We start from the raw sequence: 12,135 nt of genomic DNA on the forward strand, positions 1-12,135 counted from the left end.
CCTAATTCACGAGATGATTTCGGTGTGCGTACACCGCCGCCTGCGTCCGGTCACTGACATCCAGCTTTGATAAAATATTCGTAATATGTGTTTTGACTGTTTTAATCGTAATAAACAGTTCCTCGCCTATTTCTTTGTTTGTCTTTCCTTCTGCGATCAGGCAGAGTATTTCGAGCTCCCGTTTTGTAAGCGATTCATGCGGGAGCGCGTTTTCACCTGAGTGGCGCAGCCTGGATAATACTTTTCCCGCCACTTTTGACTCCAGCTTCGGCTCTCCCTTGCTTGCGGCGCGGATGGCATCGGCGATTTCTGCCGCTTTTGAGGTTTTCAACAGATAGCTGAGCGCGCCAGCTTCAATAACCGGGTACACTTTGTCATCATCAATGAAGCTAGTGAGCACAATAATTTTCGGGTCGGAAAGCTCCCGGCAAATTTGCTTTGTAGCTTCAATGCCATCCATGCCCTCCATGACAAGGTCCATTAAAATGACATCAGGCGACAGTTCCACAGCAAGCCGAACACCTTCGCTGCCGTCCGATGCTTCGCCGATGACTTCAATATCGGGCTGCGCCTCCAAAAAAGCCGCGAGCCCCATTCTGACCATTTCATGATCATCAATCAATAATACTCGAATCACGTTCGTTCTCTCCTTTTTCTTCCGGAAAAATCGGGACCTTCACTTCGATTTGAGTGCCTTTTCCTTCTACTGAAATCACTTCGGCGACACCGCCGATTTCACTTGCACGTTCTTTCATAGAATTCAAGCCGTATGAGGAGGCTTTCACCTGGTCCATTTTAAAGCCTTTTCCATTATCAATCACCTTCAGACGGAGCTGGCTGTTCTTTATGCCCAGAATCACGGTTACTTTTGACGCTTTTGAATGTCTAAATACGTTTGAAAGGGCCTCCTGCACGATTCTGAACAAGTGGTCTTCAACACCCTTGGATATCGCTGTGTCCTGTATATCCCACTCAATATCAATCGGCTGCTTTTTTCGGAACTCGTCCAAAAGCTCCGTAAGGCCCTCCTTCAGCCCTTTTCCTTCAAGGGTAACAGGCCGTAAATGGAGCAGCAGCGCCCTCATCTCATTTTGGGCTTCGCCTGCCATATGCTCGACCATCCTGATCCGCTTGACTGTTTTGTCATCAGCATCCTTGACATGTTCCAGCACGGCTGATGTCATCATCGATATGGCAAAGAGCTGCTGGCTGACCGCATCATGAAGATCTCTGGCCAATCGCTGGCGTTCTTCTGAGATAACCGACTTCTTCATTTGAGCCTGCCATTCCGCACGTTCATTGGAAAGTTTCTGGAGGGATGCGACTTGAAGCTCCACGCGCTTCGCCATTTCGTTCAGCTGATCAGCAGCCAGGCCGATTTCATCATCACCGAGCGGCGGTATCCGATAAGCGAAATTGCCGTTTTCAAAGGTTAAAATGGATTCAATTAATGTATCAATCCTTGTCTTCAACCGGTTGCCGTACATATACCCTGAGGCGAAACCGACGGTCACGCTGATCAGAAGCAAAATCAGGATAAACGGAATTCCGAACCAGCTTGATGACAGCAAAACAAGCGGATCGAGCCGATAGTAAAACATCATAAAGGAAATCAGGCAAACAAAAAGGAGCAGGCTGATTCCCGTTGTCATGCGGATGGCGCGCCATTGGAGGCTGGCAAGCATTTTTTTTCTCATACGTACTTCACATCCACATCACCGATAAATAAGGAAACGGACACTTTTACCCGGCGCTTTGACTCGCTAAAATCAGTTGACGCGGCATATACCTTCGTGCTTAATCCGCTTTTCTTCGAGCCGATCAGATTAATGTCTCCTATAAAAACAGCCGAGCTGACAGCCACTTCAAGGTCCGATGGTACATAAATATCAACGTTACCAATGACTCCGCTAATGACGATTGTACTTTCTCCCTCGGGAATCATCGCTTTAGATAAATCGATTTTGATATCACCGATAAAACCAGAGACATTTAAATCGTTCAGGTCAAACGGCTGCTTCATCATTTGCAGCTCACCGATAAAAAAGCTGCGCATGTCGGGATGTTTTACATCTTTTGGCGGCTCATGATGTTCTTTTTTATTGAGATTGACCTGTTTCTCATTCGGTTCAAATATCGGCTTCCCTTTGATAAGCCTGTAGCCGGCGTAAATCAGAAATGCGGCAAACGCATAGCCGAATAAATTAAAGGTGATGCTGAAGAGGTTTTTCAAAAATAGAAACGCGGCAAAGATATACATGACGGAGCCAAGCCAATCACGGGAATATTTTTTAAGGAAATAGCCGGCAATCAGAAAAAAGAGCGGCCAAAACAGCAGATCGCCTATTCCGATAATTTGCAAAAACATACTGATGCCGAATAAAGCAATGATCAATCCGAGAAGCTGTTTTTTTGTCATTCCTGGTGTCCGCCTCCTTTCTTCTGCCTAGTGCTACCGTATCGCTAGATCCCCGCTGTCCGTTTTGATGTCGATTGGATGCCGGCCGCTTCCTTGCGTGCCTGTGATGTGATGCTGTTCTTTATGTCCTTTATCAGCAAATGAATACGGCGAACTGACGTCACCGCTTGCTGATAAAGCATTGACTGCAAAGCTGCCATTTTGGGGAAGGCTTACATTAGCATCACCGCTTGTCAGCGTGACAGATACGGGACCGGTTACCTTTTTCAATACAGCATTAAAATCTCCTGAAGTCATTTTCACATCAAGAGAGCCTGATACATGAACCAGATTTGCGTCCCCTGAAGCTAAATCAATGCCGGCTGTTTTGGAGACGGTATTTGAAATGGAAACATCCCCCGATGATGCCTTCACTTTCAGATCTTGAATGCGGACGTCCGTCACGCTCGTATTTCCGCTCGCAGATACTGCGTTCAGCCCGGAAAGCGCAAGATGGTCATTCCCGGCCACAGACACGTCACCGCTTGAGGTTCGTACTGCCAGATCACCTTTATAATCATACGGAAGCCTGACGATAAGAGTTGAACGGTTAAATCCATTCAAAAATTGAAATTCTTTTTCCTTTACGGTCAGCTCCAGTTTTCTTTTGTTTTCAGTAACAAATAACTTTCCTGAGTCTCCTGAAATGCCTGCCGATATGTCACTTCGTTCTTCCGCTATAATCCGGACATCCTTGCTATCCGACTCAATGACCATGCTGTCAATGTCCCGCGGCGATGCGCTGGCTGAATCAGCTTCTGTGCCATTTATGAAACCTAGGCCTGCAGCAAACACATCTTTTACGACGACGGCGAAAAAAACCAGAATACCGGCAGTGATCAACAGTTTGCCAAGCATTTTTTTCATTCGGTTTCATCCTTCTCATTCATTCTATTATAAAGGAAAAGCTTGCGAATTGATACGTGCGGAAGGGAAGGACTTGACCGCAAATCCTTCCCCGTTCCGCTTATTCATTTGCCGCTTTTGTCTGGTCTGATTTTTGCAGTGAAAGTGTCCGCATTTTTTCAATCTCCGCTTCCACATCGTCTGCGAATTCTTTACGTGTAAGTTCTGTGCCGGCTTCCGCTGACTTTGAATAATTCGCGCGGATTTCCATTTCTTCAATACGATTTTCAATACGTAAAAATTCACGATACGCGCTTTCACTGTCAATTTTGTCAAATGTCGTATTCATATGCTCTTTAGCTTTCGCCGCATTTGCCCGCGCAATCAGCGCCTGTTTTTTATCCTTTACGTCCTGAAGCTTTGTTTCAAGTGCAGCCAGCTGCTCTTTCAGATCAGCCAGCTGACTGTTTGCCTGTTCATAGGAAGCTTTATGCTCAGCCGCCTTCCCTTCTAAATACTTCATTTCAGTCAGCGCCTTTTTCGCCAGTTCTTCTTCACCTGCGTCAAATGCGAGCTGTGCCTGATTTTTCCGTTTGCCAGCCACTTCAGCGGCTTCTTCATATTTTTTCTTAAATTGATAGGCAATCGTGTGCTGTTTCACAATTGTTTGCTTTGCTTTTGCGATGTCGCTTTCCATATCGCGTACATATTGATTCAGCATCACCTTTGGATTCTCCATTTTATCAAGTCCTTCATGAACTGACGCAACAAACATGTCTCTGATTCTTTTTAATACCATACCTGATTCCTCCTAATATATTGATATTATTTTTTCTTCAAAAATTCTTCCCATTCGTCATCAAAGTGAGATTGGTAGGCAGCAGAAGCCGGTTCAGGATCAAAAGATGATACACCGTTATCAGCTGATCCGTTTTTCATCAGCTTCCAGCCGTAATACACCATAGCGGCCGCCAATGCGATTCCGACGACAAACGGAAGTGAGCAGATGAGCATAATGGCTCCGATACCGCCCACGATGATTCCCGTGATGGTTTTTCCCGCGGCAAACCTTTTGATTCCTGCGTATGTCATCAAGCTCCCGATGGCGAGCGGGATGATAAAGCCGAAGCTTCCTCCTCCAAAAAAGACGGAGATCCCAAATACAATTAATAAGAATCCGCCTATTGTTTTCTTGTTTATTTTCATGCAGATCCTCCTTTCGTTTTCCTTGTCTTCATCTTATACAAGTTGGAAGATATGCAAAACGAATCAGAGATTGATTTTTATATAAGACCGGAGTCGTATCTCGCACCGGACCCATTGGCACAAAAAAACGCCATGCACGAGGCATGGCGTTTTAAAACCCTTTACAGATGAACACTTGCTTCCCTTTCTTTAATTAGGTCGGACCTTTCTGCTTTGGCCAATTTTGTAAACAGCAAGATTCCGATACCCGCAATAATTTCGACAATCCCACCGACAGCGATCACTTTACCTGAGCCGAAAGCATTAGCGGCATACCCGCAAATGACAGCTCCGGCAGGGATCGAAATATTTGAGATCATATGTATAACGGCGTAAACCTGCGGCTGATCCTCACTATCCACAGACGTCTGGATAATCGTGTACTCAGGAACATTAACAGCACTGACTGCGGCACCAAAGGTAAAAGCAGCGAAAAAGACGAGCGGCAAAAAGGTATTCATCCCGGTAATAAAGAAAGCAAATCCTTCAATAATGCCGGCAGTGACGAATAACAAGCCGTACCTGTTTACCTTGACTTTCGCCAGCACAAACCCTAATAAAAACGCGCCCGCGGCGGTGGTGGCCTTTAAAAGCGAGTATACGATCGGCTGGCCGTTTAAATCTTCCGCAACGTATACGGCAGAGAGCGCTTCCCATGGGGCAGCCGCGAAATTCATAAAGATACAGTAAATGGCGAGCGGATATAAAATCTGGTGTTTTCTGACGAGCCTAAAGCCGCGTTTCAGTCTTCCGATATATGTGCCTCTCTGTGTAACAACCGCAGACTCTGATTGAGATTCAACCGCAGTGTACTTAATAAAAAGAACGAGAAAACCTGACACCAAATAGAGCACAAGTGCGATAAGCATGGTATAAGAAGGACTAATAAATGTAAGAAAAGCGCCGCATAATGTGACAGCCCCAAGCCGGACAATTTGAGCGGAGGATTGCAGCACAGCGTTTGCTTTTTGAATGCCCTGTTCATTGACGATTTGAGGAATCAAAGCGATAGAGGCGGGATTGTAGGCAGCTCCAGTAGCTGAATGCACAATCATAAGCGTCATGACAAACCACAGCGGAGAGAAGCCCGCAAAATGACATAGAGGGATAATCAAAACAATCGCCGCCCTTGTCAGATCTGAAAAGTACATCCAAAATTTCAGCGTGGTCTGTTTCATAAAAGGCCCCGTCACAGGCGCCAGAACGGCTTCCGGCAAAAACGTGACAGCAATCAATAAAGCAGTGCCGATCGCACCTTTGCCGTCATAAATTAAAAACCATAATATTGAATTAAATGCGAACATATCGCCGGATATCTTGACTATTCTTGAGAAAAACAGATAATTGAAATTTCTCTTCCAGATGCTATCACTTTCAATTAAATTCACCATCCATCAGAGCCCCCCGTTGCCTATTTTTTACATCTATTTATTACAATATCTCATTTTTCCATTTTTCAGTCAATAATTCATAAGGTTCATTTTTTGTCGTAAAATGGGAAATTGACAGAGTGAAAAACAAAAAAAGCCGGCATGTATTTGAACACGCCGGCTTTCCTTTTCACTTTTTATGATTCGCTGCTGTTTCGGTCCCGAAACACAATGGCACTTCTTTCATATTCTACATCGCCAATACCGCTTCTTGCATTCACAACCCGGGCGGCGGCAAAGAAATAATCGGACAGACGATTGAGATAACGCAGCACTGTTTCATGAATCTCCTCCGATTTCATCAGCGCCACCACTCTTCGTTCTGCCCGCCTTGTAATGGTGCGTGCGATATGGAGAAGCGAAGCACACTTTGATCCGCCTGGAAGAATAAATTTCTTCAGTTCCGGCGCTTCTGCTGTATAGGCATCAATGCGCGTTTCTAAAAAGGAAACAGATTCTTCCGTTAGTTTATAGTCTTTTCTTTCTGTGACGATTGCCAGATCGCCTCCGCAGTCAAACAGCTCATGCTGGATGGTCAGCAGCTCGGCTGTCAGATCTTCAAAGCCGGGCTGCCCGGAAAGCTCTGCCAAAGCAAGCCCGATAAAGCTGTTAAGCTCGTCAATCGTGCCGTAGCTTTCGACGCGTAGGCTGTCCTTGTCCGTTCTGCCCCCGACTAAGCCCGTTTGTCCCTTATCGCCTGTTTTTGTATATAGTTTCATACCCTGAATCTCCTTTACAGACTTATTCAAACAACTCAGCAGCCTCTTTTATACATTCAGCTGTCCCTTTCTTTATCAATTGGTTCAGCCGCTGTTCTATGTTTTCTGATTGCTGAGTTTGAGTCGCGGCGATGAGAATATCACCTGTGCCTCCTCCGTCTCCCAGCACTTTCGTCCGTTCTGCTTCGGCAGCCATAAGAGCTTTGATGAAGAATTGATCTGCCGCATAGCCGTTAATCAAAATCCAAATCGAAAAGCCGGTCTGAACGCATATGAAAACGGATAACTCTCCGTCTTCATATGTTCGATACACGAAACGGTCAAGTCTTTCTGAAGAAGCCATCGCACACGTCTCCTGCAGTTGAAAACCGCTTTCTGAAAGACAGGCCGTAAGTCCTTCTATCGGATCTGGCTGATCTGGCAGCCGTTTATGGATCAGCGTCCTGCTCCACGAAAACCCTGCACCGATAGGCGTGGAGGACAATGTTCGAAGCGGGATTTCCGTTTGCAGAAGAATGTCATCACGCCCCGCTTGGAGCAATGCTTCAAATGGGATAGACTGCCGCTTCACGCTATCTTTTTCAGGCTGAATCACAATCATCGGTTTAGGTGAGCTTTGATGAACCAAGGCGGTGACATCTGTATCGTACACCGCCTTTATGCTTTGTTCTGTAACAGCATATTCCGGTTTTTGCTTAGGCCCGGCGGTACCGTTTTTCATAAACATGAGCCCATCACAGTACAGGCTTGCGGTGTTCAGATCATGAAAAACGCTGACAGCTGCCAATCCGCTTTCTCTCGTCAGGCGTTTGATCAGATCAAGCAGGTCTTTTTGATAAGCCAGATCGAGAAAATTAGTCGGCTCGTCCAAAAATAAAATACGCGGCTGCTGCGCCAAAGCTTGTGCCAAATACACCCGCTGCTGTTCCCCTCCGCTTAGTTCGCGAATCGGCTTTTGCGCAAAATCGGCCACTCCTGTTTGCTCCATTGCTTCCTGTACAATGGCTTCACCCTTTTCAGTCTGCTGTCTGAACAGCCCCGTTTGGAATGGATATCTGCCAAAGGCTACAGTTTCTTCGACAGTAAAGGTGAAGGCTTGATCCATTTTTTGCGGCAGGACAGCCATGATTTGCGCCAGTTCCTTCGGTTTATAGTCCGCCAGCAGTTTTCCGGCCAGATAAACCCTGCCTTTCTTGGCCGGCAGCGTACCTGTCAGCAAGTGCAAAAGCGTGGTTTTTCCGCTTCCATTAGGGCCGAGAATTCCAAGAAATTCTCCCTTCTCCACTGTTAAGCTGACATTGTTGATTAGGCGGCTGTCGCCGTATCCTCCCGACAGCCCTTCTGCCTTCATCATAAGCTTCTCCCCCCGCGATGCTGCCGAATTAAAATAAGAGCGAACACAGGCGCTCCCGCCAAGGACGTAATGATCCCGATCGGCAGTTCAATCGGCTCAATGATGGTTCTGGAAAGCAGATCGGCTAAAACAAGAAACCCTGCCCCAAGCAAGGCGGACAACGGCAGTAAATGCCGATGGTCCGTTCCCCACAAAAGCCTTGTGATATGCGGAATCACAAGGCCGACAAAGCCAATCGTACCCGATACTGCCACAGCGCTTCCCGTCAAAAGAGATCCGGCTATTAAAATCATCATCTTCCTCTGCTGAACGCTGACTCCAAGAAGCTTTGCTTTATCTTCTCCATATGTCATCACGTTCAGTTCCCTTCCGTTTATAATCAATAAAATGGTTCCCAAAAGAAAAAACGGGAGAAACAAAATAACATAGCTCCAGCCCCTCATTGAGACGCTGCCAAGCAGCCAATGCACAATCGGAAGCAGGTTGTCTCCTGTCAAGGCGATGATAAGAGAAATAAATGCGCCTAAAAAAGAGTTGGTGATGACACCGGTCAAAATGAGGGTGGAAACAGACATCGAAGCATGAACGAGGCGGCTGAAGAAAAGGACCGCCGCCATCGTGGCCAGTGCCGCGGCTACACTCAAAACCGGGAGTGTAAACCCTCCGATGACAGGAAGGTGCAAACCTAAGAACAGAGTCACAACAGCTCCGACTGAAGCACCGGATGACACACCTAGCGTATAGGGATCAGCAAGCGGATTTTTCAACAATCCTTGAAAAGCGGCCCCTGCAATAGAAAGAGCCGCCCCCACAAGGGCGGCCAGCACAACTCTCGGCAGTCTGATATTCATCATAATATTAGTGTACATCGGATCATCAGAACCGATAGAGCCGCCGAAACCTTGATGCCAAAAGACACGAAAAACAGCGGGAATAGGAATATGCAGGCTGCCGCAAGAAATTCCTAAGATGATGCTCACGGCTAAAAATGAGAAACCAATGATATATGCGGCATAACGATTATTCCTTAAACGTATCCGGGTAAATGCTTTCCGCAAGTTCTTCGACCCCTTCGATCAGACGGGGACCGGAACGTGTCACAAGATCAGGGTCCACATCATATACACGATGATGTTTCACAGCATTGATTTCGCTCCAGCCATCGCGTTTTTCCACAGCTTTCGCTTTCACACCGTCCGTTGTAACAATTGCATCAGGATTGAGTTTTACGATCGCCTCGTCTGTCATTTGCACCCATCCTGTCTGATCCGCAGCTGCGTTTTTAGCATGGATGACATTTAGCATTTCATTCATAAACGTATCTTTTCCGGTTGTATAAATGTCAGGATCAGGAGAAACCTCGATAAATACGCTTTTCTCCTCGTCTTTTGAAATGGTTTTCGCTTTTTCTTGAATATCCTTTAGATCTGATTTCATGCTTTTCACGAGCTGATCGGCTTTTTTCTCCGCCCCGCCAGCTTCTCCGATCATTTCGATTGATTTGTACACCTCGGAGAATGATTGTGCATCATTGACAGTCAGCACTGTAATGCCCGCGTCCTTCAGCTGTTTGATGGCATCCGCTGATGCTGACATGGAAGACTCATGGGCCAGAACGAGATCTGGTTTTAGAGAAATGACTTTTTCAACGTTTACATTCATATCTCCGACTTTCTCAACCTTTTTGACTTCCTTTGGATAGGTATCGTTTGTGGTGACACCGACCACTTTGTCACCAAGGCCGAGTGCGTATGTAATTTCTGTGTTGCTCGGCATTAATGAAACAATCTTTTTTGGCTCTTTTTTGATGGTTACATCTTGGTTTGACGCATCATCAATGGTGACAGGGAACACTTCTGTTTTTTGTTTTGCCTTTGAATCCTTCTGATCCGCAGGATTGCCGCAGCCTGCCAGCATAACAGCAGCCAACAGAAGCGCAGCCCATATCCCGGCTCGTTTTTTCATAATCTTTTCCTCCTAAACGAACTAAAAAAGCATCTCTACGACGGTAAAGATGCTGTAAACAACACAAAAAAGCCTATTGTTTACACATCATCTGTCCTCGCAGAATTCGTGCTGATCAAACAGGCAGGTATCCTGGCTCTTGGCGCTTGGCCAATTACAGTGGCGGGACCGCACCGGCTTTTACCGGTTTCCCTTTTAAGCCGGCTGTTGTTCACGGACCGGCACCTATTTGACATTCGTATCCGTTTTTCGGAGTAATTATACTATATGACTGACAGGCTTGTATATGTGTCCTGAATGACTTTTCCCCATATTGTGTATGGAAGCAAAATCCTCGTAAACACTAAATTTGATCTTGTATACTTAATACCATCATCTATCAAAAGGAATGATTCTTATGGATTTACAGCTAAAAGAAAAACTCGTCTTAATCACCGGCTCGACGTCCGGTATCGGGAAAGCCGCCGCAAAAAGCTTTCTGCAAGAGGGTGCGGCAGTCATTGTCAACGGACGCAAACAGGAGACTGTCGATCGCACCATTGAAGAGCTTTCTGGCTATGGAACAGTGCACGGTGCTGCTGCCGATTTGTCAAAAACAGATGAAGCAGCGGCTTTTATCGAAAAAGTAAATGAAATCGGTGATATCGATATCCTTGTCAACAACCTTGGTTTCTTCGAGGTAAAAGACTTCGCCGATGTGACAGATGAAGAGTGGAATCAATATTTCGAAGTGAACGTGATGAGCGCCGTTCGGACAAGCCGTCACTTCCTTCCAAAAATGCTTGCCAAAAACAGCGGCCGCATTTTAAATATTGCAAGTGAAGCAGGCGTCAAACCGCTGCCAACGATGATTCCATACTCAATGACAAAAACGGCACTGATCAGCCTTTCAAGAGGAATGGCTGAAATGACAAAAGGCACAAATGTGACGGTCAACTCAGTGCTCCCGGGACCTACTTGGACAGAGGGCGTGGCCTCCTATATGGAAGGCGCCGCACAAGCAGCCGGACAGGATACAGATACATTTATCAAAGACTATTTCAAGGTCAATGAGCCAACCTCACTTATTCAGCGATACGCGACAGCAGAAGAAGTCGCCAACACAATCGTATTCCTCGCGTCTGACGCCGCATCCGCCATTAACGGCACGGCACAGCGTGTGGAAGGCGGCATTATCCGTTCTCTGTAGTATAAAAAAACGCATCCGTGTTTCGGATGCGTTTTTTTTATACGTCTCCAGCAAATGGTACCGGCTGATATCCGCCTGTTTCCAGTTGTGCTGAAAACAACCCTCCAGCGTGAGGCTGCTCGTATCTCTCTTTTTCTGTCATTTGTTCTGTTGCCGTTGTAATGTAAAGGGTTTTTAAGTCTCTGCCGCCGAACGCGCAGCACGTGACATATTTAGCCGGCACGCTGATTGAATTGATTTCTTTTTTCTGAAACGGGTCAATGTGAACAACGCGGCTGCCGCCAAACAGCGCCACCCACAGCATGCCATTTTGGTCAATTGTCATGCCGTCCGGCAATCCGTCTGACTGATCAAAACGATAGACAGGTTCTGGATTCGAAACATCTCCGCTTTGAGGATCATAGCTGTAACGTACAATCTCCTGGGTCGGCGTGTCGATGTAATACATCAAATTCCGCTCGCGGTCCCAATCCAAACCGTTTGAGGTGGAGACTTGATCCTTGATTTTGACAAGACTGCCGTCTAGATTCAAACGGTACAGCGACGCCTGTTTTTGCTCGCCTTCCATGCTCGTCGTCCCCGCCCAAAGCCTTCCGTACGGGTCACATTTAGCATCATTAAATCTCAGGCTCTCATGCATGTCCTTCGGCTGTTTAATTTTTTCCAAGCTGTCATCCCGAAGATGATACAGGTAAAACCCGTCCTTCATCGTCATAATCAGTTCATCCTTTGAATATTTCGCAAGCGCCGTCACAAAGGATTTGAATTTGATTGATCGGTTGATTTTTTCTTCAGGGTCAAAGATGTGGAGCTCGCTCCCCAGGATATCAACCCAATATAAGCGGCCGTTCTCTTCATCCCATAACGGGCCTTCACCAATCACTGCCCGAGTGTCTGCTTCCAATACTGCATCCATGTGTTACACCTCT

The 12,135-nt window shown here is 46.4% G+C and carries 13 protein-coding genes and 1 other RNA gene; 1 reads left to right on the top strand and 13 read right to left on the bottom strand.

Annotated features, from left to right (window positions below):
• Position 1 precedes the first annotated feature (1 nt).
• The 12 genes from liaR to srbL all read right to left on the bottom strand — a co-directional run bounded on the left by liaR (position 2) and on the right by srbL (position 10,256).
• Positions 2-637, bottom strand: coding sequence for a two-component response regulator [YvqE] responding to cell wall stress (gene liaR, locus BSU_33080; protein NP_391188.1), 636 nt, complete (start codon positions 635-637; stop codon positions 2-4).
• On the bottom strand, positions 615-1,697 hold the full coding sequence (gene liaS / locus BSU_33090; protein ID NP_391189.1) for a two-component sensor histidine kinase [LiaR(YvqC)] sensing cell wall stress: 1,083 nt from the start codon (positions 1,695-1,697) through the stop codon (positions 615-617). The genes liaR and liaS overlap by 23 nt, the downstream gene beginning before the upstream one ends.
• Positions 1,694-2,419, bottom strand: coding sequence for a membrane component associated to the LiaRS two-component system (liaF, locus tag BSU_33100; protein ID NP_391190.1), 726 nt, complete (start codon positions 2,417-2,419; stop codon positions 1,694-1,696). The genes liaS and liaF overlap by 4 nt, the downstream gene beginning before the upstream one ends.
• Positions 2,420-2,452: 33 nt before the next feature.
• A complete protein-coding gene (liaG, locus tag BSU_33110) occupies positions 2,453-3,325 on the bottom strand; it encodes a sensor of antibiotic stress on the cell wall (RefSeq protein ID NP_391191.2) in 873 nt (290 codons plus the stop codon).
• Between the two features lie 100 nt (positions 3,326-3,425).
• A complete protein-coding gene (gene liaH / locus BSU_33120; protein ID NP_391192.1) occupies positions 3,426-4,103 on the bottom strand; it encodes a modulator of liaIHGFSR (yvqIHGFEC) operon expression in 678 nt (225 codons plus the stop codon).
• A 26-nt stretch (positions 4,104-4,129) separates the two neighbouring features.
• Complete coding sequence (gene liaI / locus BSU_33130; RefSeq protein ID NP_391193.1) at positions 4,130-4,510, bottom strand: membrane anchor for the phage-shock protein A homolog LiaH; 381 nt, start codon at positions 4,508-4,510, stop codon at positions 4,130-4,132.
• 161 nt (positions 4,511-4,671) lie between these two features.
• A complete protein-coding gene (gene yvqJ, locus BSU_33140; protein ID NP_391194.1) occupies positions 4,672-5,940 on the bottom strand; it encodes a putative efflux protein in 1,269 nt (422 codons plus the stop codon).
• A 176-nt stretch (positions 5,941-6,116) separates the two neighbouring features.
• Positions 6,117-6,698: a putative ATP:cob(I)alamin adenosyltransferase gene (gene yvqK / locus BSU_33150; RefSeq protein NP_391195.2), complete on the bottom strand. Its 582-nt coding sequence runs from the start codon at positions 6,696-6,698 to the stop codon at positions 6,117-6,119.
• A 22-nt stretch (positions 6,699-6,720) separates the two neighbouring features.
• Complete coding sequence (gene yvrA, locus BSU_33160) at positions 6,721-8,049, bottom strand: putative vitamin B12 transport system, ATPase component (protein ID NP_391196.1); 1,329 nt, start codon at positions 8,047-8,049, stop codon at positions 6,721-6,723.
• Complete coding sequence (yvrB, locus tag BSU_33170) at positions 8,049-9,110, bottom strand: putative vitamin B12 permease (RefSeq protein ID NP_391197.1); 1,062 nt, start codon at positions 9,108-9,110, stop codon at positions 8,049-8,051. The genes yvrA and yvrB overlap by 1 nt, the downstream gene beginning before the upstream one ends.
• A complete protein-coding gene (gene yvrC, locus BSU_33180; RefSeq protein ID NP_391198.1) occupies positions 9,073-10,017 on the bottom strand; it encodes a putative lipoprotein binding vitamin B12 in 945 nt (314 codons plus the stop codon). The genes yvrB and yvrC overlap by 38 nt, the downstream gene beginning before the upstream one ends.
• 108 nt (positions 10,018-10,125) lie before the next feature.
• An RNA gene (srbL, locus tag BSU_misc_RNA_85) (putative coenzyme B12 (AdoCbl) riboswitch) lies at positions 10,126-10,256 on the bottom strand.
• 158 nt (positions 10,257-10,414) lie between these two features.
• Between srbL and yvrD the strand changes: the two genes are divergently transcribed.
• Positions 10,415-11,206 (top strand): putative oxidoreductase, encoded by a 792-nt coding sequence (yvrD, locus tag BSU_33190; RefSeq protein ID NP_391199.1) that lies wholly within the window; start codon positions 10,415-10,417, stop codon positions 11,204-11,206.
• A gap of 37 nt (positions 11,207-11,243) precedes the next feature.
• Here the strand turns inward: yvrD and yvrE are convergent, their stop codons facing one another.
• Positions 11,244-12,122 (bottom strand): putative sugar lactone lactonase, encoded by an 879-nt coding sequence (gene yvrE / locus BSU_33200; protein NP_391200.1) that lies wholly within the window; start codon positions 12,120-12,122, stop codon positions 11,244-11,246.
• Between the last annotated feature and the right edge of the window lie 13 nt (positions 12,123-12,135).

The sequence above is a fragment of the Bacillus subtilis subsp. subtilis str. 168 genome (genome assembly GCF_000009045.1).
Lineage (GTDB): Bacteria > Bacillota > Bacilli > Bacillales > Bacillaceae > Bacillus > Bacillus subtilis.

Coding starts and splice junctions, on each gene's coding strand:
- yvrC (NP_391198.1), bottom strand. CDS start 10,017: ATGAAAAAACGAGCCGGGATATGGGCTGCGCTTCTGTTGGCTGCTGTT.
- yvqJ (NP_391194.1), bottom strand. CDS start 5,940: ATGGTGAATTTAATTGAAAGTGATAGCATCTGGAAGAGAAATTTCAAT.
- yvrA (NP_391196.1), bottom strand. CDS start 8,049: ATGAAGGCAGAAGGGCTGTCGGGAGGATACGGCGACAGCCGCCTAATC.
- liaI (NP_391193.1), bottom strand. CDS start 4,510: ATGAAAATAAACAAGAAAACAATAGGCGGATTCTTATTAATTGTATTT.
- liaF (NP_391190.1), bottom strand. CDS start 2,419: ATGACAAAAAAACAGCTTCTCGGATTGATCATTGCTTTATTCGGCATC.
- liaS (NP_391189.1), bottom strand. CDS start 1,697: ATGAGAAAAAAAATGCTTGCCAGCCTCCAATGGCGCGCCATCCGCATG.
- liaG (NP_391191.2), bottom strand. CDS start 3,325: ATGAAAAAAATGCTTGGCAAACTGTTGATCACTGCCGGTATTCTGGTT.
- liaH (NP_391192.1), bottom strand. CDS start 4,103: ATGGTATTAAAAAGAATCAGAGACATGTTTGTTGCGTCAGTTCATGAA.
- yvrE (NP_391200.1), bottom strand. CDS start 12,122: ATGGATGCAGTATTGGAAGCAGACACTCGGGCAGTGATTGGTGAAGGC.
- yvqK (NP_391195.2), bottom strand. CDS start 6,698: ATGAAACTATATACAAAAACAGGCGATAAGGGACAAACGGGCTTAGTC.
- yvrD (NP_391199.1), top strand. CDS start 10,415: ATGGATTTACAGCTAAAAGAAAAACTCGTCTTAATCACCGGCTCGACG.